The sequence below is a fragment of the Sphingomicrobium lutaoense genome (genome assembly GCF_014195685.1).
Lineage (GTDB): Bacteria > Pseudomonadota > Alphaproteobacteria > Sphingomonadales > Sphingomonadaceae > Sphingomicrobium > Sphingomicrobium lutaoense.
In genome coordinates this window covers 163088-180970 of the sequence record NZ_JACICF010000002.1, presented here as the reverse complement: position 1 = coordinate 180970, position 17883 = coordinate 163088, and the positions used below count along the sequence as shown (strand labels likewise).

At 65.5% G+C, this 17883-nt stretch carries 21 protein-coding genes; 11 read left to right on the top strand and 10 right to left on the bottom strand.

Annotation, left to right across the window (positions count from 1 at the left end; all coding sequences use genetic code 11):
* Positions 1-79: 79 nt before the first annotated feature.
* Both nadB and FHS50_RS09060 read right to left on the bottom strand, forming a co-directional pair.
* Positions 80-1663 carry an L-aspartate oxidase gene (gene nadB, locus FHS50_RS09065; protein ID WP_183934127.1) on the bottom strand — a complete coding sequence of 528 codons (1584 nt, stop codon included), beginning with the start codon at positions 1661-1663 and terminating at the stop codon, positions 80-82.
* Positions 1660-2583, bottom strand: coding sequence for an ABC transporter ATP-binding protein (locus FHS50_RS09060; RefSeq protein WP_183934126.1), 924 nt, complete (start codon positions 2581-2583; stop codon positions 1660-1662). The genes nadB and FHS50_RS09060 overlap by 4 nt, the downstream gene beginning before the upstream one ends.
* A 111-nt stretch (positions 2584-2694) precedes the next feature.
* On the opposite strand from FHS50_RS09060, the gene FHS50_RS09055 reads away from it, so the two are divergent.
* From FHS50_RS09055 to FHS50_RS09035, 5 genes are all read left to right on the top strand, one after another.
* A complete protein-coding gene (locus tag FHS50_RS09055) occupies positions 2695-3225 on the top strand; it encodes a DUF4402 domain-containing protein (RefSeq protein ID WP_183934125.1) in 531 nt (176 codons plus the stop codon).
* A gap of 116 nt (positions 3226-3341) precedes the next feature.
* Complete coding sequence (locus FHS50_RS09050; RefSeq protein WP_183934124.1) at positions 3342-3857, top strand: DUF4402 domain-containing protein; 516 nt, start codon at positions 3342-3344, stop codon at positions 3855-3857.
* Positions 3858-3897: 40 nt separating this feature from the next.
* The gene (locus FHS50_RS09045) at positions 3898-4092 is read left to right on the top strand and encodes a zinc-finger domain-containing protein (RefSeq protein ID WP_183934123.1); all 195 of its coding nucleotides are present in this window, start codon (positions 3898-3900) and stop codon (positions 4090-4092) included.
* A 3-nt stretch (positions 4093-4095) separates the two neighbouring features.
* Entirely contained in the window at positions 4096-5517 is a 1422-nt protein-coding gene (tldD, locus tag FHS50_RS09040) for a metalloprotease TldD (RefSeq protein WP_183934122.1), read from the top strand.
* The gene (locus FHS50_RS09035) at positions 5514-5717 is read left to right on the top strand and encodes a putative signal transducing protein (RefSeq protein ID WP_183934121.1); all 204 of its coding nucleotides are present in this window, start codon (positions 5514-5516) and stop codon (positions 5715-5717) included. Before tldD ends, FHS50_RS09035 begins: the two co-directional genes overlap by 4 nt.
* On the opposite strand, the gene FHS50_RS09030 is transcribed toward FHS50_RS09035, so the two are convergent.
* Together FHS50_RS09030 and recQ are read right to left on the bottom strand one after the other, a co-directional pair.
* Positions 5714-6124: a protein tyrosine phosphatase family protein gene (locus FHS50_RS09030; RefSeq protein ID WP_183934120.1), complete on the bottom strand. Its 411-nt coding sequence runs from the start codon at positions 6122-6124 to the stop codon at positions 5714-5716. The two genes, FHS50_RS09035 and FHS50_RS09030, sit on opposite strands and share 4 nt — an antisense overlap.
* On the bottom strand, positions 6105-7880 hold the full coding sequence (recQ, locus tag FHS50_RS09025; protein ID WP_183934119.1) for a DNA helicase RecQ: 1776 nt from the start codon (positions 7878-7880) through the stop codon (positions 6105-6107). Before recQ ends, FHS50_RS09030 begins: the two co-directional genes overlap by 20 nt.
* 108 nt (positions 7881-7988) lie before the next feature.
* Between recQ and FHS50_RS09020 the strand changes: the two genes are divergently transcribed.
* Both FHS50_RS09020 and FHS50_RS09015 read left to right on the top strand, forming a co-directional pair.
* Positions 7989-9065, top strand: a complete 1077-nt coding sequence (locus FHS50_RS09020; protein ID WP_183934118.1) for an FG-GAP repeat domain-containing protein — start codon at positions 7989-7991, stop codon at positions 9063-9065.
* Positions 9066-9164: 99 nt separating this feature from the next.
* The gene (locus FHS50_RS09015) at positions 9165-10622 is read left to right on the top strand and encodes a helicase HerA domain-containing protein (RefSeq protein WP_183934117.1); all 1458 of its coding nucleotides are present in this window, start codon (positions 9165-9167) and stop codon (positions 10620-10622) included.
* 9 nt (positions 10623-10631) lie between these two features.
* Here FHS50_RS09015 and FHS50_RS09010 read toward each other — a convergent pair whose 3' ends face one another.
* Together FHS50_RS09010 and FHS50_RS09005 are read right to left on the bottom strand one after the other, a co-directional pair.
* Complete coding sequence (locus FHS50_RS09010) at positions 10632-11117, bottom strand: hypothetical protein (protein WP_183934116.1); 486 nt, start codon at positions 11115-11117, stop codon at positions 10632-10634.
* A 103-nt stretch (positions 11118-11220) separates the two neighbouring features.
* Complete coding sequence (locus tag FHS50_RS09005) at positions 11221-13038, bottom strand: ABCB family ABC transporter ATP-binding protein/permease (protein WP_183934115.1); 1818 nt, start codon at positions 13036-13038, stop codon at positions 11221-11223.
* 115 nt (positions 13039-13153) lie between these two features.
* Between FHS50_RS09005 and FHS50_RS09000 the strand changes: the two genes are divergently transcribed.
* Positions 13154-13402, top strand: a complete 249-nt coding sequence (locus FHS50_RS09000; RefSeq protein WP_183934114.1) for a hypothetical protein — start codon at positions 13154-13156, stop codon at positions 13400-13402.
* Positions 13403-13480: 78 nt separating this feature from the next.
* On the opposite strand, the gene FHS50_RS08995 is transcribed toward FHS50_RS09000, so the two are convergent.
* Positions 13481-13675, bottom strand: a complete 195-nt coding sequence (locus FHS50_RS08995) for a hypothetical protein (protein ID WP_183934113.1) — start codon at positions 13673-13675, stop codon at positions 13481-13483.
* Between the two features lie 30 nt (positions 13676-13705).
* Between FHS50_RS08995 and FHS50_RS08990 the strand changes: the two genes are divergently transcribed.
* Entirely contained in the window at positions 13706-13894 is a 189-nt protein-coding gene (locus FHS50_RS08990; protein ID WP_183934112.1) for a PspC domain-containing protein, read from the top strand.
* A gap of 31 nt (positions 13895-13925) precedes the next feature.
* Here FHS50_RS08990 and FHS50_RS08985 read toward each other — a convergent pair whose 3' ends face one another.
* Positions 13926-15710: an SLC13 family permease gene (locus tag FHS50_RS08985; protein ID WP_183934111.1), complete on the bottom strand. Its 1785-nt coding sequence runs from the start codon at positions 15708-15710 to the stop codon at positions 13926-13928.
* 185 nt (positions 15711-15895) lie between these two features.
* Between FHS50_RS08985 and FHS50_RS08980 the strand changes: the two genes are divergently transcribed.
* Complete coding sequence (locus FHS50_RS08980; RefSeq protein WP_183934110.1) at positions 15896-16048, top strand: hypothetical protein; 153 nt, start codon at positions 15896-15898, stop codon at positions 16046-16048.
* A 203-nt stretch (positions 16049-16251) separates the two neighbouring features.
* Complete coding sequence (locus FHS50_RS08975) at positions 16252-16887, top strand: transglutaminase-like cysteine peptidase (RefSeq protein ID WP_183934109.1); 636 nt, start codon at positions 16252-16254, stop codon at positions 16885-16887.
* Positions 16888-16981: 94 nt separating this feature from the next.
* Here the strand turns inward: FHS50_RS08975 and FHS50_RS08970 are convergent, their stop codons facing one another.
* Together FHS50_RS08970 and FHS50_RS08965 are read right to left on the bottom strand one after the other, a co-directional pair.
* The gene (locus tag FHS50_RS08970; protein WP_183934108.1) at positions 16982-17578 is read right to left on the bottom strand and encodes a fasciclin domain-containing protein; all 597 of its coding nucleotides are present in this window, start codon (positions 17576-17578) and stop codon (positions 16982-16984) included.
* Between the two features lie 14 nt (positions 17579-17592).
* Positions 17593-17811: a hypothetical protein gene (locus FHS50_RS08965; protein ID WP_183934107.1), complete on the bottom strand. Its 219-nt coding sequence runs from the start codon at positions 17809-17811 to the stop codon at positions 17593-17595.
* Between the last annotated feature and the right edge of the window lie 72 nt (positions 17812-17883).

Sequence of the window (17883 nt, the reverse complement as noted above, 5' to 3'; positions counted from 1 at the left end):
ACCGCTGCGTCCGATGTTTAGCGCGTTTCAGGCCGCGTCAAAGCGCCGCGCCGCGCCGGGCAGCTGGCGCAGTCGAGCTTCATGGCACCAGCACTGTATCGACCGCTTCTTCCCTTGTCTCAGGATAATCGAGAGTGAAGTGGAGGCCCCGGCTTTCGTGCCGAGCGAGCGCCGAGCGGATGATTAGGTCCGACACCTCGACGAGGTTGCGCAGCTCGATGAGGTCGGGGGTCACGCGGAAATGGGCGTAATAATCATTCACTTCGCGGCGCAACAGGTCGATGCGGTTCTTGGCGCGCTCCAACCGCTTGGTGGTGCGCACGATGCCGACGAAATTCCACATGAAACGGCGGATCTCGCCCCACACCTGCTGGATCACCACTTCCTCGTCGCTGTCGGTGACGCGGCTTTCGTCCCATTCGCGGATCGGCCCGCATTCGGGAAGCGCGTCCCAATTGGCGACGATATGGTCGGCGGCGGCTTCGCCGAACACGAAACATTCGAGGAGGCTGTTCGAAGCAAGGCGATTGGCGCCGTGGAGGCCCGACTGGGTGACTTCGCCCGCGGCATAGAGGCCCGGTGCGTCGGTGCGGCCATGGCGGTCGATCACCACTCCGCCGCAGGTATAATGCTGCGCGGGCACCACCGGGATGGGGTCGGTGGTGATGTCGATCCCGAGGCCGAGCAATTTCTCGTGGATGGTCGGGAAATGGGCTTTCACGAATTCGGGGCCGCGATGCGCGATGTCGAGATGGACATAATCGAGGCCGTCGCGCTTGATCTCGGCGTCGATCGCGCGGGCGACGATGTCGCGCGGCGCGAGTTCGAGCCTCTCGTCGACCGTCTTCATGAAGCGCTCGCCGGTCTGGGGATTGCGCAGGATGCCGCCTTCGCCGCGCACCGCCTCGGTAATGAGGAAATTCTTGACCTCGAGATTGTAGAGGCAGGTCGGATGGAATTGCATGAATTCCATGTTCGAGATGCGGCAGCCCGCGCGCCAGGCCATCGCGATGCCATCGCCGGTCGCGCCGCGCGGCGCGGTCGAATAGAGATAGCTGCGCCCTGCGCCGCCCGCCGCGAGGATGGTGGCACGCGCGGTCAGTGCCTCGACTTCCTGGCTGTGGCGGTTGAAGGCGTAGAGCCCGCGCACCGCGCCGCTGGTCGAGAATTCGGAGGCATGGCGGCCGGTGGCGAGGTCGATCGCAACCATGTCGGGAAGCAGGCGGATATTGTCATGCGCGACCGCCGCCTTTTCGAGCGCCTGCGAGACCGCCCAGCCGGTGGCGTCGTGGACATGGACGATGCGGCGATGGCTGTGCCCGCCTTCGCGGGTGAGGTGCCAGTCGCCATCCTCGCCGAGGTTGAAGGGCACTCCCAGTTCGGCCAGCCGGGCGATCGCCGCGGGGGCGCGCGACACCACCATCTCAACCACCTCGCGGTCGTTGAGCCCTGCGCCCGCGACCATCGTGTCGCGGACATGATTGTCGAAACTGTCACCTTCCTCGAGCACCGCGGCGATCCCGCCCTGCGCCCACTCGGTCGCGCCGCCGCCCAGCTTGCCCTTGGCGAGGACGCCGACGCACTTTCCCTGGTCGGCAAGAGCGAGCGCGGCGGTCAGGCCGGCCGCGCCCGTGCCGACGACGAGGACGTCAAAGTCGCTCATGCCGCGTCCCGCGTGAGGCGGAGGAAGACGTCCTCCAGGTCGGGTTCGCGGGTGCGGATGTCGATCATCTCGTAGCCCGCGTCGGCAAGCACCTTGACCACGTCACCGGCATTGGCCTCCTCCTTCGAATAGGTGATGGCGATGTCGCACGGGCCGACCTGCTCGACCTTGCGGAAGCAGCCGTGATGGGGAAGCCCGTCGAGGTCGCGGTTGACGGTGATCACTACTTCCTTGTCCTGCGCCTTGGCGAGCAGGTCGGCGGTGGCTTCGTTGGCAATCAGGCGACCGTGATTGATGATCGCGATCCGGTCGCACAATTCCTCGGCTTCCTCGAGATAATGGGTGGTGAGCACCACCGTCACCCCGCGTGCATGGAGCGAACGGACATATTCCCAGAGCTGTTGGCGAAGGTCGATATCGACCCCTGCGGTCGGTTCGTCGAGGACGAGGATGGGCGGCGAATGGACCATTGCCTTGGCGACCAGCAGGCGGCGTTTCATCCCGCCCGACAGCGTGCGCGCATAGGCATCGGCCTTGTCGCTAAGGCGGACCGCCTCGAGCAATTCGTCGGTTCGCCTCTCGCTTTTCGCAATGCCGTAGAGCCCGGCCTGGTTTTCGAGGGCCTCGCGCGGAGTGAAGAAAGGGTCGAAGAGGATTTCCTGCGGGACGATACCGATCGCGCGCTTGGCGTTGCGCGGGCTCTTGTCGATGTCGAAGCCCCACACCGTGGCCGAACCGCTGGTCTTAGTAACCAGCCCGGCAAGGATGTTGATCAAAGTCGACTTGCCCGCGCCATTCGGGCCCAGGAGGCCGAAGATCTGGCCGCGCGGCACCTCGAAGCTCACATTGTCGAGGGCCTGCTTGCCCCCGGCATAGGTCTTCGACAGCGATTCGATGGAGATGGCGGGTTCGTCAGTCATTGGCAAAGCGCCATAGCGGCGATGCCGACCGCCGCAAAGGGTAAGGGGTTAATGACCAATTTACCTTAAGTCTTAGGGTAACGGTGAGGTTAACCATGCCAAGGCCTCGCCATGAGCCGGACCCACCTTCCCACCCTTCTCGCTATCATAGCCAGCGTCTCGCTTGGCGCCGCGCCCGCGCTGGCCCAGCCGGTCCGCGAGGATGGCAAGGCGACGGTCACCATGGTCTCTCCCATGTCGATCGTGAAGATCCGCGATCTCGACTTCGGCACGATCTACATGGATGCGACCTCGACCGGGGGAACGGTGGTCATCGATCCCACCCGACCCGAAGGCAGCGAGATCAGTGTGACCGGGGCGATCCTCTCGGGAAATGACGGCCATTCGGCCAAGTTCGGCGGTTCGCCCGAGCGCACCAAGAAGATCAAGATCCGCATTCCCAAGGGCACGATCACGATGACGCGGCTGGGCGGCACCGAGACGCTCGTCGTGCGCAATTTCACGCTCGACGGACCCGACCAGCGGACCGTTACCGCGAGCACCTATTTCGACTTTCGCGTGGGGGCGAGCATCGACATTCCGGCGGGTGCCGCCGAAGGGGCTTATGAAGGCCAGTTCGAGGTCCAGGTCCAATATCCCTGAGCGCCAAAGTCATGAAAAAACAGGGTTAAATTCCCGCTGACCATCAACGCTAACCGCTTGGGCGGGTTTTTCGCCGATATTCTGGTCCGTCGCCAACGATGGGGATGGAATAAGGCGTGGACCAGAAACTTTGCATCATTGCCGCTTGCACCGCCGCTCTTGCGGCGACGCCTGCGCATGCCGCGCCGGTGAGCAATAGCGACGGCACCGCCCGCGTTCGGATCCTCGAGCCGCTGGCGATCTTCAAGGTGGACGACCTCGACTTCGGCACCGTCGTCATCTCGAACACCCAGGGCGGCACCGTGACGATGCCGTCGAACGGCAATCCGCGCAGCTTCTCGGGCGGCGCCGAAGGCGTTCCGGGCGATCCCGGCAATCGCGCGCAGTTCACTGTGGTCGGCAATCCGGGGCAGGAAATCATCCTCACCCATTCGGTTCCGCTCACGCTGACCAACGCGGCAGGCGATGACATCCTCGTCATCAACATGTGGCTCAACGGGTCGCCCCTGCGCACCCTTTCGCCCGTTGACGGGCGCGAGCAAGTCTATCTGGGCGGCACGCTGTCGCTGGCCGCCGACCAGCCCGAGGGGCTGTACGAAGCCAGCTTCACCGTCACGGTCGATTATCGCTAAGGCGTTGCCGCGCGGGCGCGCCCGCGCTAATCGACCCGCCATGTCGACGATTCCCCCGCCCGAAATCATCAAGGTCAACACGCTGCGCGTCGCCTGCGACGGAGCCGGCGACATCGAGCCTTCGCTGGGCCATCCGCGCGTCTATCTGCACATCGACGACGATGGATATGTCGAATGCGGCTATTGCGACCGCCGATTTGTCCTTGAAGGCGGACCTGCCGATACCGATAGTTAGGGGATGGACCCCCGCAACTTTCTCTATCGCCCCGGCTTTCTCGATCCCGATGGCGCGGTGCGCCTTGCCCGCCGCCACCTGTCGGCGCACGATGATGGGGAAATCTATCTCCAATATCGCACCAGTGAGAATTTCCTGTTCGACGATGGCCGGCTGAAATCGGCCGATTATCATGCCGATTCGGGTTTCGGCCTGCGCGGGGTGACGGGCGAGACCACTGCCTTTGCCCATGCCAATGAGATCAGCGAAGCCGCGATCGAGCGGGCGGCGCAGACATTGCAGCTGCTCGATCCCGCCAGGGGACAGGCTGCACCGCCTCCGCCGCGCACCAATGCGCGGATCTATGGCGATGGCGATCCGCTGTCGCAGACCCGTTTCAAGGACAAGGTCGAATTGTGCCAGCGGATCGAGGCCGCCGCGCGCGAGCGCGATCCGCGCATCGACCAGGTGAGCGTCAGCCTGTCGGGCAGCTGGGGCGTGGTCGAGATCGTCCGTGCCGACGGCTTCGTCGCCACCGATGTCCGTCCGCTCGTACGGCTGAACGTGCAGGTGGTTCTCAAGGATGGAGAGCGCAGCGAGTCGGGCTATCATGGCCTCGGCGGGCGCTATCTTTATGACGAATTGTTCCGCGAGGAGAGCTGGAACCGCGCCATCGACGAGGCAATCCGGATTGCCGATGTCAATCTGCGCAGCGTCGCGGCACCGGCGGGCGAGATGGACGTGCTGCTCGGCCCGGGCTGGTGCGGCGTGCTGCTTCATGAAGCGGTCGGCCATGGGCTCGAAGGCGATTTCAACCGCAAGGGCACCAGCGCCTTTTCGGGGCGCATTGGCGAACGGGTCGCCGCGCCCGGCGTCACGGTGATCGACGAAGGCGCGATCGAGGGGCGGCGCGGATCGCTCACCATCGACGATGAAGGCACGCCCACGGGACGCACCACGCTGATCGAGGACGGCATCCTCAAGGGCTATCTGCAGGACCGGCTCAATGCCCGGCTGATGGGGATGGAGCCAACCGGCAACGGCCGCCGCGAAAGCTTCGCCCATGCGCCGATGCCGCGCATGACCAATACCTTCATGCTGGGCGGCAAGGACGATCCGGCCGAGCTGATGAGCAGAGTGAAGGACGGCATCTACGCCGCCAGTTTCGGCGGAGGCCAGGTCGATATTACCAATGGCAAGTTCGTCTTCTCCTGCACCGAGGCCTATCGGGTGAAGGACGGCAAGCTGGGCGATCCCGTGAAGGGCGCGACGCTGATCGGCGACGGGCCGACCGTGCTCACGCGGGTCAAGGGCATCGGCAACGACATGGCACTCGACGAAGGCGTGGGCATCTGCGGCAAGGGCGGGCAGTCGGTGCCCGCAGGCGTGGGCCAGCCCAGCCTCTATATCGACGGCATTACCGTGGGCGGCACCGAAGCGGCATGAGCCTTGCCGAACTCGCGCGGTTCGGAACCAAGGTGGAAGCCGATCTTGCCGGTCACAAGCTCGATGCCGAGGGCATCGACCATGTCATCCTCGATGGCGGCATGAACAATGTCTTCGGCGGCGCGGGTCTCATCGCGGTGCGCCTGATGGTGCTCGAGGAAGACCTGACACGCGCCCGCGAGGCGCTTTCCCGTTCCTAGAGCAGGTGCGCGACCGGCTTGAGGTCGTAGCCCGCCTGCTCGGCGCAGCGTTCGAGATGCGCCCGGTCGCAGCCCTGTTCGGCGCGGGCGATCGCCCAGGTCAGCGTCGAACGCGTGCCTGACCGGCAGAAAGCGAAAATCTTCTTCTCGCCCGCCTTTTCGAGCGCGTCTTCCATCGCCTCGACATCCGAATAGCTGGGGCCGCGATAGACGGGGTTGTGGATATATTCGATCCCGGCTTCCTTCGCGGCGGCCTCGATCTCGGCGCTCGTCGGCTGGCCCGCTTCCTCGCCGTCGGGGCGGTTGTTGATGATGAGCTCGATGCCCTTTTCCTTGAGCGAGGAAACATCCTCGGGCCGGATTTGCGGCCCTACCCAGATTTTCTCGTCAAGCTGTCGCTGGTCCATGTTCCAATGCCTCCACTGCCTCGAGAAGCGACTCGCCATATCGCTCCAGCTTCTTTTCTCCGATTCCGTCCACGGTGGAAAGCGCGGACAGGCTCGAAGGTTTCATTGCCGCAACCGCGCGCAGCGTGGAATCGTGGAAAACCACATAGGGGGGTACGCCCGCTGCCTTCGCCACGTCGCGGCGCCAGTTGCGAAGGGCCTCGAAGGCGGGATCGTGCGGTTCGTCGGCCGAGACCCTGCGCGACCCGCGCGGCGGGCGCGGGGGCATGGCGATCTCGACGGCCTGTTCGCCCTTCAGGATGGCCTTGGCGCCAGGCCCGAAGCTCAATCCGCCATAATCGTCGGCGCGCAACGCGTCGCGCGCCATCAGGCTGCGCGCGACCGGGCGAACGAAGCGCAATTCCTCGCCATCCATGATCCCGAATACCGACAGCGCGTGGTGCCCGTTCATCCGCACCTTCTCATTGTCGTCGCCGCCAAGCACCTGCGCAAGATAGGCGATGCCGAAGCGCATCTCGGTACGGAAGGCCGCCGACAATATCTTCTGCGCGATGGTGGTGACGTCGATCGTCCTGGGCGGATGAAGGCAATTGTCGCAATTGCCGCACCGTTCGGGCGGGTCCTCGCCGAAATGCCGCAGCAGGATCGCTCGGCGGCAGGTCGCGGCCTCGACGAAGGCGGCGAGCGCGTTGAGCCGGTCGCGCTCGGCAGGCCGGCGCGCCGGCTCGACTTCACTCTCGATCCGGCGGCGGGCGCGGGCGAAATCCTCGGCTCCCCAGAACAGCCAGGCCTCGGCAGGATCGCCGTCGCGCCCCGCGCGGCCGGTCTCCTGGTAATAGGCCTCGATCGACTTGGGCAGGCCGGCATGGGCAATGAAGCGCACGTCGGGCTTGTCGATCCCCATGCCGAAGGCGATGGTCGCGGCGACCAGCATGTCCTCGGACGCGACGAAGGCTTCCTGGTTGGCGGCGCGCACCGTCTTGTCGAGCCCGGCATGATAGGGCGCCGCGCTGCGTCCCTCGGCGCGCATCTTCTCGGCCACCCGCTCGGTCTGGGCGCGGCTCGGGCAATAGACGATGCCGGGTCCCGGATGCGCCTTGGCAAGCGCCTTCAACTGCGCAGGCAGCCCCTGCCTCGGGACGACATGATAGCGGATGTTGGGCCGGTCGAAGCCCGCGACGATCAGCCCGTCCTCGGCGATGCCCAGCTGGTTGAGGATATCGGCGCGGGTGCGCCGGTCGGCGGTCGCGGTGAGCGCGAGGCGCGGTGCGCCGAAATGGTCGAGCAGCGGGCGCAAGAGCCGGTAGTCGGGGCGGAAATCATGCCCCCATTCGGAAACGCAATGCGCTTCGTCGACTGCGAACAGGCTGATCCGCGCCTGTTCGAGAAGCCGCCCGAACCCATCGGTGGTGGCGCGTTCGGGGGCGACATAGAGAAGATCGAGCTCGCCCGACTGGAAGCGGTCCTGCGTCTCGCGCCAATCCTCGCTCATGCTCGTCAATGCGGCGGCGCGGATGCCGTTGGCGCGCGCCGAACGGACCTGGTCCTGCATCAAGGCGATCAGCGGGGAAATGACGATCGCGGTACCGTCGAGCGCGACCGCGGGAAGCTGGTAACAGAGCGACTTGCCCGCCCCGGTCGGCATCACCGCCAGCGTGTCGCGCGCTTGCATCACGCGCATGACCACTTCCTCCTGCACGCCGCGGAAGGAGGAAAATCCGAAGATGTCGTGGAGAAGTTGATCGAGTGGCCGCACGAGGAGCCTGATGAAGGAGTGGGGCACGGGACACAAGCCGTTGCGTCCTGTTCGCAGCTTCCATAGCCTCGCTTCTCGCGCAGGAGATGCAGGTTGGAGAGAAAGCCCATGCTATTGTCGGTCCCCCTTCTCCTCGTTGCCGCTGCCTGCCAGCAAGCTTCGGTGGAGACCGGACGCTTCGCGACGCGTTTGCTGGCAAGCGCGGAAGGGCAGAGTTTCCCGCTGCTGGTCGACCTCAATCGCGATGGCGCGCTCGATCTTGTCGAGGCGCAGCAATCGCATGCGCGGATCGTCGTGCGGCTGGGGGACGGGCAGGGCAGCTTTGCCGATCCCGTTGCCCATGACAGCGGTCCTTTTCCCAATTGGCTTCGCTCGGCGGACATGGATCTCGATGGTCATCTCGACCTTGTGACCCCCAATCATGAGCAGGACAGAATCACCCTGCTCAAGGGGGATGGCGAAGGAGGATTTGCTCCGGCGGAGCAAATCGCACTGCCGCCGTCGTTGGCACCGCATCCGCACGTCGTCGAAGTGGCCGACATGGATGGAGACGGACGCCCCGATCTCGTCGTCGACAGCCGCGAGGAAATGCGGCTCTATATTCTCTATAACCGCCCGGGCGAGTGGCAGACCGCGCCGGTCGAGGTGGGCGGAGATCCCTATCTCGCCTTCGCGATCGCCGATTTCGATGGCGACGGCCTGCTCGACATCGCCTCGCCTCATTCCGATCATGTCGCCATCGTCCGACAGCGGAATGGCGGCGATTTTGTCGTCGACCGGCGCATCGCGGCACCCGGTCCCTTCGCTGTCCTCGCCGACGACATGGATGGAGACGGACGTGCCGAGCTGGTGATTGCATCCCAGACCGCCGGAGCGAACCTCACGATCCTCGACGACGATCTCGAAACGGTCATCCAGCAATGGGAGCGACCTGCCGGTCCCAAGGCGTTGGCGACCGGGGACATGGACGGCGACGGTTCGAGCGATCTGGTGCTGGTCCAGTGGAATGGCCTGGTCTGGCTGGCCTCCGGTCCGCTCGGCTCGATGGAGGGGCGGCCATTGGACACATCGGGGATGGCGGCGACATGGGGCGCGGCGACGGGCGATATCGATGGCGACGGCAATGCCGAGCTGGTGCTGTTCGATGGCGAAGGTTCGAATGCGCGCATCTATGACCGCCGCTGATCGGATGCCGGTGCGCCCTTACAACATGCAGGCCGATTGTCGCTCGCGCAGGCCATCGCGACTTGCGTCGGGGATTCGGCCCCGCCACAGTCCTTGCCAATGACCGTAAGCGTGGACATGGGGACCGACCCCGGCGGCAAGAGCCTTGCCCTCGATCTCGAAGAATTGCTCGCGACCCGTCTGCTCGTCCAGGGCAATTCGGGAAGCGGCAAGTCGCACCTTTTGCGACGCCTGCTCGAACAGTCGGCGGGCGAGGTGCAGCAGGTGGTGATCGACCCCGAAGGCGAATTCGTCACGCTCGACAAATATGGCCATGTCGCGATCGAGGCCGGGGCGCATAGCGAGACCGAGATCGCAAAGCTGGCGGGGCGCATCCGCGAACATCGCCTGTCGGTGGTGCTGAGCCTCGAAGGGCTCGAAGCCGACGGACAGATGCGCTGCGCGGCGACTTTCCTCAACGCATTGTTCGATGCCAAGCGCGAGCATTGGTACCCCGCGCTGGTGGTCGTCGACGAAGCGCAGATGTTCGCGCCCACCGGGGGCGGCGAAGTGCCAGAAGAGGTGCGCCGCGCTTCGCTGTCGGCGATGACCAACCTGATGTGCCGCGGGCGCAAGCGCGGGCTGGCGGGCATCATCGCCACCCAGCGGCTGGCCAAGCTCGCCAAGAATGTCGCGGCCGAGGCGTCCAATTTCCTGATGGGCCGCACCTTTCTCGACATCGACATGGCGCGCGCCGCCGACCTTCTCGGCATGGAACGGCGGCAGGCCGAGCAGATCCGCGACCTCGAGCGAGGCCAGTTCCTCGGCCTCGGTCCCGCCATCACGCGGCGCCCGCTCAAGGTGATGATCGGCCCGGTCGAGACCGGACCGCGCGAAGGCACGCCCAAGCTCACCCCGCTTCCCGATGCGCCGCCCGAGGATGCCGAGGCACTCCTGTTCGACGGGCTCGAGGGTGCGCCCGTTCCCGCGCCGCCGCCGAGGCCCGAGCCTGCCGTCGCTCCGTCCGAAGCGATGATCGAGAAACTGGCCGCCAGCGTGGAGGCCAAGCGCGCCGCGCCGGCACCCGAGCAGCCCTCGAAAAGCGACGAGGAAGTGGAAGCGGTGATCGCCGATGTGCTGCGCGCGATCGTCGCCGACGAAGGCGAGCAGGTGCGCTCGGCCTCGCTCCTCTACCAGGATTTCTCGGTGCGCTGCCGGATGGCGGGAGTGAGCCGGCCTCCGCTCGACCTTGCGGGCTTCACGCGGCGGCTGTCGGCGGCGCGGGCGGGCATCTTCTCCTCGCTCGACGAGGAATGGGCCGAGGCGATGCAGGCCGCCGAGGATCTGCCCGAGGATATGCTGGGGCCCTTCCTGCTGGTTGCCCGCGCGGCGCGCGATGGCGCGCCTTGCCCGTCGGACGAGGAAATCGCCGCCAGCTACGGCACCGCCAGCCTGGGGCGTGCGCGCCGCCTGCTTGCCTATATCGAGAGCCGCGACCTTATCGTCAGCCGTACCGATCTGGGCGGCAAGCGATCGATCGCCATCCCCGCACTCGGCTGGGCCACCGCGGCGGCCTGAGCGCCTTTCCTATTGGTCTGTGGCCGCGGCTCGGCGATAATGATAGTCGAGCACGGGGCGCCAGGATGAACCCTCGTCGCTCGACATCTCAAGGAGGCGGTGATGCTCGTCGTCGCTTTTCCGGTCGACCGTCAGTCGAAAGCGCGCTTCGTTTCCGTTGGCCAGCGTGACATCGCCCCCGAAGACCATCGGCCATTGACCCTGCGGCGAGAGGCGCGGGAATTCCCGATTGCCTCCGGGCGAGAGAAAGAGCTGGGTCCAGCCGTCCTGATGTTCGAGCCGGGCCATCCAGAGCAGCTGAGGATCGCGGTCGGCGATCACCCGCCGCTCCTCGATCATCGCGCCGTCGAGCGGGATGGCGATGCGGGCATGGCCCAGTCCATCGCCCCCGGCGGAATGGATCGTCCAATTTCCTTCGAGAAAGGAGAGGTCGGCAGGTTCCGCAGCCGGAGCGTCACTCCACAGCGTCGTGGCAAGCAGAATGGCAGCGAGCATGGCGGTCTCTCCCGGTCCGTTCGCGGGCAAGGCTAGGCGGCTTTGTCAGTCTTGGCCAGCCAGGCCGCCTGCCCGCTGGCGCTCTCTCGAGACGCATCGAAGCCTATTCGACCGCTTCCTCGAGCGCCCGTTCGGCAGCCTGGCGGTTCCACAATTCGGCGTAAAGCCCGCCGCTCGCCAGCAATTCGCCATGGGTGCCGCGCTCGGCGACACGGCCTTCGTCGAGCACGACGATCTGGTCGGCGCCGACGATCGTCGAGAGGCGGTGCGCGATGATGATGGTGGTGCGGCTTTTCGCCACGCCCTCGAGGGTGGACTGGATCGCTTCCTCGGTGCGGCTGTCCAATGCGCTGGTGGCTTCGTCGAGAATGAGGATCGGCGGATCCTTCAGAAGCGTTCGGGCAATGGCGACGCGCTGCTTCTCGCCTCCCGACAGCTTCAATCCCCGTTCGCCCACTTTCGTTTCATAGCCGTCGGGCAGCCTCGCGATGAAACCATCGATGCTCGCGCCGCGCGCGGCGGCCTCGATTTCGTCCTGCGGCGCGTCCTCGCGGCCATAGGCGATATTGTAGCCGATGCTGTCGTTGAACAGCACCGTGTCCTGCGGGACGATGCCGATCGCGGCGCGCAGACTGTCCTGCGTCACGCGGCCGATGTCCTGCCCGTCGATCAGGATCCTGCCTCCGCTCGGATCGTAGAAGCGGTAGAGCAAGCGGGCGAGCGTCGATTTGCCCGCGCCCGAAGAGCCGACCACCGCGAGGCTCGACCCGGCGGGCACCTCAAGGTCGATGCCCTTCAAGATCTCGCGCCCGTCCTCATAGGCGAAACGCAACCCCTCGAACCGCACCGCGCCTTCGTGCACGCGGAGCGGCACCGCGCCCGGCGCATCGACGATCTCGGCGGGAGTGTCGAGCAGCGCGAACATCTGCTCCATGTCGATGAGGCCCTGCTTGATCGAGCGATACACCCAGCCGAGCATGTTGAGGGGCCGGAACAGCTGCAAGAGCAGCGAATTGACCAGCACGACATCGCCCGGCGTGAAGCGCCCTTCCGCCCAGCCATGGACGGTGAACAGCATCGCGCCCGCCAGCATCGCATTGGTGATGAAAGCCTGCCCGATGTTGAGCCAGGCCAGGCTCGTCTCGGTCTTGACCGCGGCTTCGGTATAGCTCGCGATCACCTTGTCGTAGCGCTGCGCCTCGCGCTCCTCGGCACCGAAATATTTGACCGTCTCGTAATTGAGGAGGCTGTCGACCGCGCGCTGCGCGGCCTGCTGGTCGACATCGTTCATGCGCCGCCGGATCGCGACCCGCCATTGGGTAATCCGCCAGGTGAAGACAATGTAGAAGGCCACCATTGCCAGCGTCGCCCCGGTGAGGCCCGCGCCGAACTGGATGGTGAAGATGATGCAGATGCCCGCCAGTTCGATGAAGGTGGGGGCGATGTTGAACAGCACGAAATAGAGCATGCTGTCGACGCTCTTGGTGCCACGCTCGACGATGCGGGTCAGGCTTCCCGTGCGCCGTTCGAGATGGAAGCGCAGGCTCAAGCGGTGGATATGGCGGAAGAGCCGCTGGGTGAGCTTGCGCGCGGCTTCCTGCCCGACCCGCTCGAACAGCGCGTTGCGCAGATTGTCGATGAGCGTGCTCGCAAAATTGAGCGTGGCATAGGCAAGCACCAGCCCCGCGATCATTGCGAAGACCTGTTGTTCGACCGCCATGCCGTCGATGATCGCCTTGTAGGCGAAGGGCACCGACAGGACCGCTGCCTTGCTCAACAGGACGAGCAACAGCGCGACGATCACCCGCGCCTTCAGCCCCGCTTCGCCCGCGGGCCAGAGCATCGGAAGGAAGCGCAGCAGCACCCTGAGGCTGCCGCCGTCGCCATCATGGCGCACCGAGGAGGGACCGGTCTTGACCATCAGTCACGCCCATGGGGCGAGCGGCAGGGAAGAGCAAGTTTCGCGCGCGTATCGAATGGAACGGGCCGGACCGATGCTCGTTCAGCAGCACAAGAGAATAGGAAAGGAATTCAAAGTGCTGGTTACCTCTTTCATCATCGCGGTCCTCGGATGCGGCCATGGCGAAGATGTCTGCACGGCCCGCACCGCGGCTCCGACGCTCTATGCCAATGAAGAGGTCTGCACCGCCGCGCTCGACGAGGCGCTCTACACAGCGCCCGCGATCGATGCCCCGGTGGTCGCCGTTGAATGCCAGCCGCTGACCGAGCGCAATGCCGCTCTCCTGCGCAAGGCCGCGCCGCGCAGCGCCGCCCTCGAACGGTAAAATTTCCCAACATTTCGTATTGGACTCTGGTTCGACGCGCCTCATTTCGGGGCGTGTCATTGAATCATAACGATTTTTTCAAATTGGCACGCCCCCTGCAATAGTGAGGGTGAGCCCAATCACGGGCTCGTCAAAAAGGGAAAATCGACCAATGCTTATTTCTGCCAACAACGCCCGCAACGTGCTTTTCTCGGTTGCCGCTTCACTCGTTTCCGCGCTGCTGTTCGTCAGTGCCGCCGTCAGCCCGATGCCGATTGCCTGAAGCCGATGCATCACCCCCTGCCTGAGAGAAGAAAGAGTGACATGTCCAACCGTTTCGTCGTCAAGCCCCACAAGGGCAAGATCATGGGCGTCGCCGCCGGCCTCGCCGATTATTCGGGCACCGACCCGCTGATCATCCGCCTGGCCTTCGTGGTGGGCGCGCTGATCACCGGCCCGATCGCGATCCTGCTTTATGTGCTGACCGGCTGGCTCGCCACCGAAGGCCGCTAGGACGGGGCCTCAGCGCCCCGTCCCGGCCAACTCACAGGCCGTAGACCAGCGACAGGATCACCGAGAGGCTGACCACCATCAGCACCACGAGCGGGATCCCTGTCTTGAGATAATCCTTAAATTCATAATCGCCTTCGGCCATGATCAACATGTTGGTCTGGTAGGCGATCGGCGTCGCATAACAGAGGTTGCAGCCGAACAGCACCGCGAGCACCAACGGTTCGACCGGCAAGCCCAATTGCCCCGCCAGCGAGAAGGCGATCGGCGTCCCCACCGCCGCGGCGGTCGCGTTCGAGGCGAAGTTCGTCAACAGCGTGACGAACAGCATGATGAGCGCGAGCACCACCGAGCCCGACAGCCCTTCCATCCCCGACGCGAGCAGCTCGCCCAGATATTGCGCCGCGCCGCTTCGGAAGATGAGGTCACCGATGGCGATCGAGGCAGCGACTAGCACGATCACCTTGGCCGACAATGCGCGGCCTACCTTGTCGAAATGGACGCAGCCGGTGACGAACATCGCGATGGCGCCCGCCAATGCCGAGATGGCGATCGGCACAATTCCCAGCGACGCCAGCAGCACCGCGGTCCCCATGATCGCCGCAGCGGTGAGCGCCTTGGACGTGCGCGGCAGCGGGCGCGCCCCGTCGAGCATCAGAAGCGCCTCGCTCTGCGCGAATTCCTGCAGCGCGCTTTCGCGTCCGAGGATGAGCAGGATGTCGCCTTCGGCAAGCCGCGCCTCGGCGCTCGGTTCGCGCGGGGCGGCGAAGCTGCGCGTGGGGGCCTGGCTCACGCCCATCACCGCGACGCCCTCGATCCCCGCGGTCTGGAGGGTGCGGCCGACGAGCCGGCTGTCGGCGCTGATCGCCATTTCGGCTTCGACCAGGTCCTCGCCATGCTGGGCGCTGTCCTGGTGGATCCGCTCGATCAGCCAGCGCGGCGCGGCGGTCGCTCCCAATTTGCGCGCGCCTTCGCGAAGCGCTTCCGCGGTCGCCGAAACCGCGACGCGCGTGCCGGGCTGGAAAGTCTCGCCGCCATGGAGAAAGCGGAAGCCGTCGGGCAGCCGGTCGATCACTTCATCGCTGGTCTTGCCGAGCCAGTTGCTCGAAGTGCCGATGCGAAGGCTGGCGATGAAGCGGCGCGGTTCGTGCCCGGCCTCGGGACTGTTGTCGGGCAACAGGCGCGGCATCACCAGCCAGATGTAGGGCAGGCAGATGAGCGCCGCCATCATCACGATCGGCGTGAAGTGGAAGATGTCGAGCTGCGGCATCCCGAGATCGGCGGCGATCGAGACGACCAGGAGGTTGGTCGAGGTGCCGATGGTGGTGGCCATGCCGCCAATGAGGATCGCGGCATTCAGGGGGATGAGGGTCTTCGAAGCGGGCATCGCGCCGCCCTGCGCCAACTGCACCATGATCGGGATAAGCAGCACCAGAACCGGCGTGTCGTTGACCACCATCGAGGCCGCCATGGCGAGCGCGAGCGTGACGAGGAGGCCGAGATGGTGCCCGACCCGCCAGACGCTCGCCAGCGCCCGAGCGGCAGGTTGCAGCGCGCCGGTTACCACCAAGCCCCGCCCCATGACCATCAGCGCGACGATGGTGATCAGCGCGGTATGGCCGAACCCGCCGAACGCCATGGCGATGCCCGCCTTGGGTGCCATCCCGGGAATGGGCAGGAAATAGAGCATCAGCGCGATCGTGCCGATGGTGAAGAGCGAGACGATCTCGACGCGGAAGCGGTTGCTGGCGAAGGCCACGAACATGCCGGTCGCCACCAGCATCGCCAGAGCGGCGTGCAAGGTCGGAAGGCTGGTCATGCGGTGCGCGCTCCTGTCACGGAAGCGAACTTATGGCGCGTTTGTCGCGAACAACAGCCTTTTCTTGCCTCGTGCTTGCCGCGGCGTGCAGTTGGGTGCATCATCTTCTTTCATTCGGCGGTGCTTTGCGAGGCAACCAATCATCCGGCCAGCGGTTGCAGGATATAGGATCAAGCGGAGGCGATATGCACAAGGACGGCGAGGAAATTCATGTCACCGAGGAAGAGGCAACGGGTGCGGTCAAGCCGCATGTCGGCCGCTGGGTTCTCGGTGTCTCACTGGTGCTGATCGTCATCGCGATGACGCTGGTGTGGGTCATTCCCGCCCTGTTCGGTTGATCGGACCGCGCGCCCCTTTTTGAAAATTGATACGAATCAAGGTCTTTGCGCGGTTCGTCGCGCAATAGACTCGGCTGGGCGACAACCGGAAAATTCGCGTTTACGCCCCCCTAGGCTCCGGCGGCTTTTCGGGCAGGATTTCCCCTGGAGAGTAACCTTGTTTTCGGGTCCGGCGTCCAGTCCGGCCGGGGGGAACGAAATTGATGGCATCGCGCTGCGGACGGCGACGTTCGCGCATGGCCCTGCTGGTGGGGGCATTGGCATTTTTAAGTCCGGCGGGGGCAACGGCCACCGAGCCGTTCGCCCCCGATATTCTCGGAACGCGGGCGCTCGCGGCTTCGGCGCATCCCTATCGCGACCGTTGGGAAATGCTGGCGCAGGTGCCGGCTCCCGCCCAACTTGCCACTCTCGTCGAACCCGTGCGCGACGCCAGCCGCCTCAAGCAGGCCGAGCTGGTCAACGCGCTGGTCCAGTCGATCATCCGCTATCGCGAGGATGCCGACATGTGGGGCAAGGCCGACCATTGGGCCGATCCGCGCGAAAGCTGGGGCCGCCGCGCTGGCGACTGCGAGGATGTGGCGATCCTCAAGCGCGCCGCACTTGTTCATCTCGGGGTTCCCGAGGAGGATCTGCTGCTGCTCGTCGGCAAGCGCGACGATGGCAGCGATCATGCGCTGCTGGCGATGCGCAGCGAGGAGGGCTGGCTCTATCTCGATGACCTGCCCTTGCCCACCAGGGATCGTGCGGCGCGTGGCTTCAAGCCGATCTTCAGCATGACCGCGACGCAAAGTTGGCTCCACGGTCGCGACGCCTCGGGCCTCCGGCCCGCCGCACGCTAGGATTTAAAAAAGGAAAGGCGCCGCCGGTGGAACCGACGGCGCCCAGCAGGCACGCGCAGCGCGTTTGAGCGGGGCGCCGCGCCGTCCTGCTTGTTCAGCCCGGCATCATCAGCCGGTCGATGACATGCACCACGCCATTGTCGGCGGGGATGTCAGTGGTCACGAGGATCGCGCTCTGGCCACGTGCATCGGTGAGGGTCAGATGGCCATCGACCAGCGTGGCGGTAAGGGGCGACCCGCCCGCGGTCTTCAGGACGACCGACCCTTCTTCCGAGCGTTCGATACGGTTGGTGAGATCGTTGGAGCTCATTTCGCCCGGAACGACATGAAGTGCGATCGTCCGCACGAGAAGCGGCTTGCGCTCGGGCAGACGGAGCGCTTCGACCGTGCCGGGCTCGAGCCGCGAGAAGGCAAGGTTGGTCGGAGCGAACAGGGTGTAGGGGCCCTTGTCCGACAGGATCTCGCCCATGCCCGCGGCGCGCAGGTTGGCGAGCATGATCGTCATGGTCGGATCGGCCGCCAGCGTCTCGGTGATCGTGCCCTGGCTTTCGAGCGCTTCGGCGGTCGAGGCGGGGCGACCGTCACCGGCGTCGAGCCGCGCGCTGCGTTCGCCCGAACAGGCGCCGAGCATCAGAAGCGACGCCGCGACGGACCCGCTTGTCCACCAGCGCCGCGCCGGGGAACGCGCCATCACGCCCTTTGTCTCTACTCGACGATCGCGTCGGGGTCGGCGACCCCGTCATCGCTGTCGCCATCGGCGGTGGCCGCGGGAACCTCGTTCACCAGGGGTCCGCTTTCCTCGACCATGCCTTGGTCGATCGTGTCGGGAGTGGTGTCGATCGCGGTGTCGGTGTCGGTATCGACCCCGTCGCACGCCGTCAGCAGCAGGAGCGGCGCGGCGGCGATCATCAGTTTCTTGTGCATTTCTCTCTCCTCGCGCTTTCCAACCCTCGCACGCCGCGCGGGTTCCCCTTGCGCGGGGCGGCGGGTTGGAAC

Bases quoted from the DNA above. Each gene is read 5' to 3' on its own strand.
- FHS50_RS09020 (WP_183934118.1), top strand. From the start codon at position 7,989: ATGCTATTGTCGGTCCCCCTTCTCCTCGTTGCCGCTGCCTGCCAGCAA.
- FHS50_RS08995 (WP_183934113.1), bottom strand. From the start codon at position 13,675: ATGCATCGGCTTCAGGCAATCGGCATCGGGCTGACGGCGGCACTGACG.
- FHS50_RS09010 (WP_183934116.1), bottom strand. From the start codon at position 11,117: ATGCTCGCTGCCATTCTGCTTGCCACGACGCTGTGGAGTGACGCTCCG.
- FHS50_RS09005 (WP_183934115.1), bottom strand. From the start codon at position 13,038: ATGGTCAAGACCGGTCCCTCCTCGGTGCGCCATGATGGCGACGGCGGC.
- FHS50_RS09045 (WP_183934123.1), top strand. From the start codon at position 3,898: ATGTCGACGATTCCCCCGCCCGAAATCATCAAGGTCAACACGCTGCGC.
- FHS50_RS09060 (WP_183934126.1), bottom strand. From the start codon at position 2,583: ATGACTGACGAACCCGCCATCTCCATCGAATCGCTGTCGAAGACCTAT.
- FHS50_RS08980 (WP_183934110.1), top strand. From the start codon at position 15,896: ATGCACAAGGACGGCGAGGAAATTCATGTCACCGAGGAAGAGGCAACG.
- FHS50_RS08990 (WP_183934112.1), top strand. From the start codon at position 13,706: ATGTCCAACCGTTTCGTCGTCAAGCCCCACAAGGGCAAGATCATGGGC.
- nadB (WP_183934127.1), bottom strand. From the start codon at position 1,663: ATGAGCGACTTTGACGTCCTCGTCGTCGGCACGGGCGCGGCCGGCCTG.
- FHS50_RS08975 (WP_183934109.1), top strand. From the start codon at position 16,252: ATGGCATCGCGCTGCGGACGGCGACGTTCGCGCATGGCCCTGCTGGTG.
- FHS50_RS09030 (WP_183934120.1), bottom strand. From the start codon at position 6,124: ATGGACCAGCGACAGCTTGACGAGAAAATCTGGGTAGGGCCGCAAATC.
- FHS50_RS08970 (WP_183934108.1), bottom strand. From the start codon at position 17,578: ATGGCGCGTTCCCCGGCGCGGCGCTGGTGGACAAGCGGGTCCGTCGCG.
- FHS50_RS09055 (WP_183934125.1), top strand. From the start codon at position 2,695: ATGAGCCGGACCCACCTTCCCACCCTTCTCGCTATCATAGCCAGCGTC.
- FHS50_RS09035 (WP_183934121.1), top strand. From the start codon at position 5,514: ATGAGCCTTGCCGAACTCGCGCGGTTCGGAACCAAGGTGGAAGCCGAT.
- FHS50_RS08985 (WP_183934111.1), bottom strand. From the start codon at position 15,710: ATGACCAGCCTTCCGACCTTGCACGCCGCTCTGGCGATGCTGGTGGCG.
- tldD (WP_183934122.1), top strand. From the start codon at position 4,096: ATGGACCCCCGCAACTTTCTCTATCGCCCCGGCTTTCTCGATCCCGAT.
- FHS50_RS09015 (WP_183934117.1), top strand. From the start codon at position 9,165: ATGACCGTAAGCGTGGACATGGGGACCGACCCCGGCGGCAAGAGCCTT.
- FHS50_RS08965 (WP_183934107.1), bottom strand. From the start codon at position 17,811: ATGCACAAGAAACTGATGATCGCCGCCGCGCCGCTCCTGCTGCTGACG.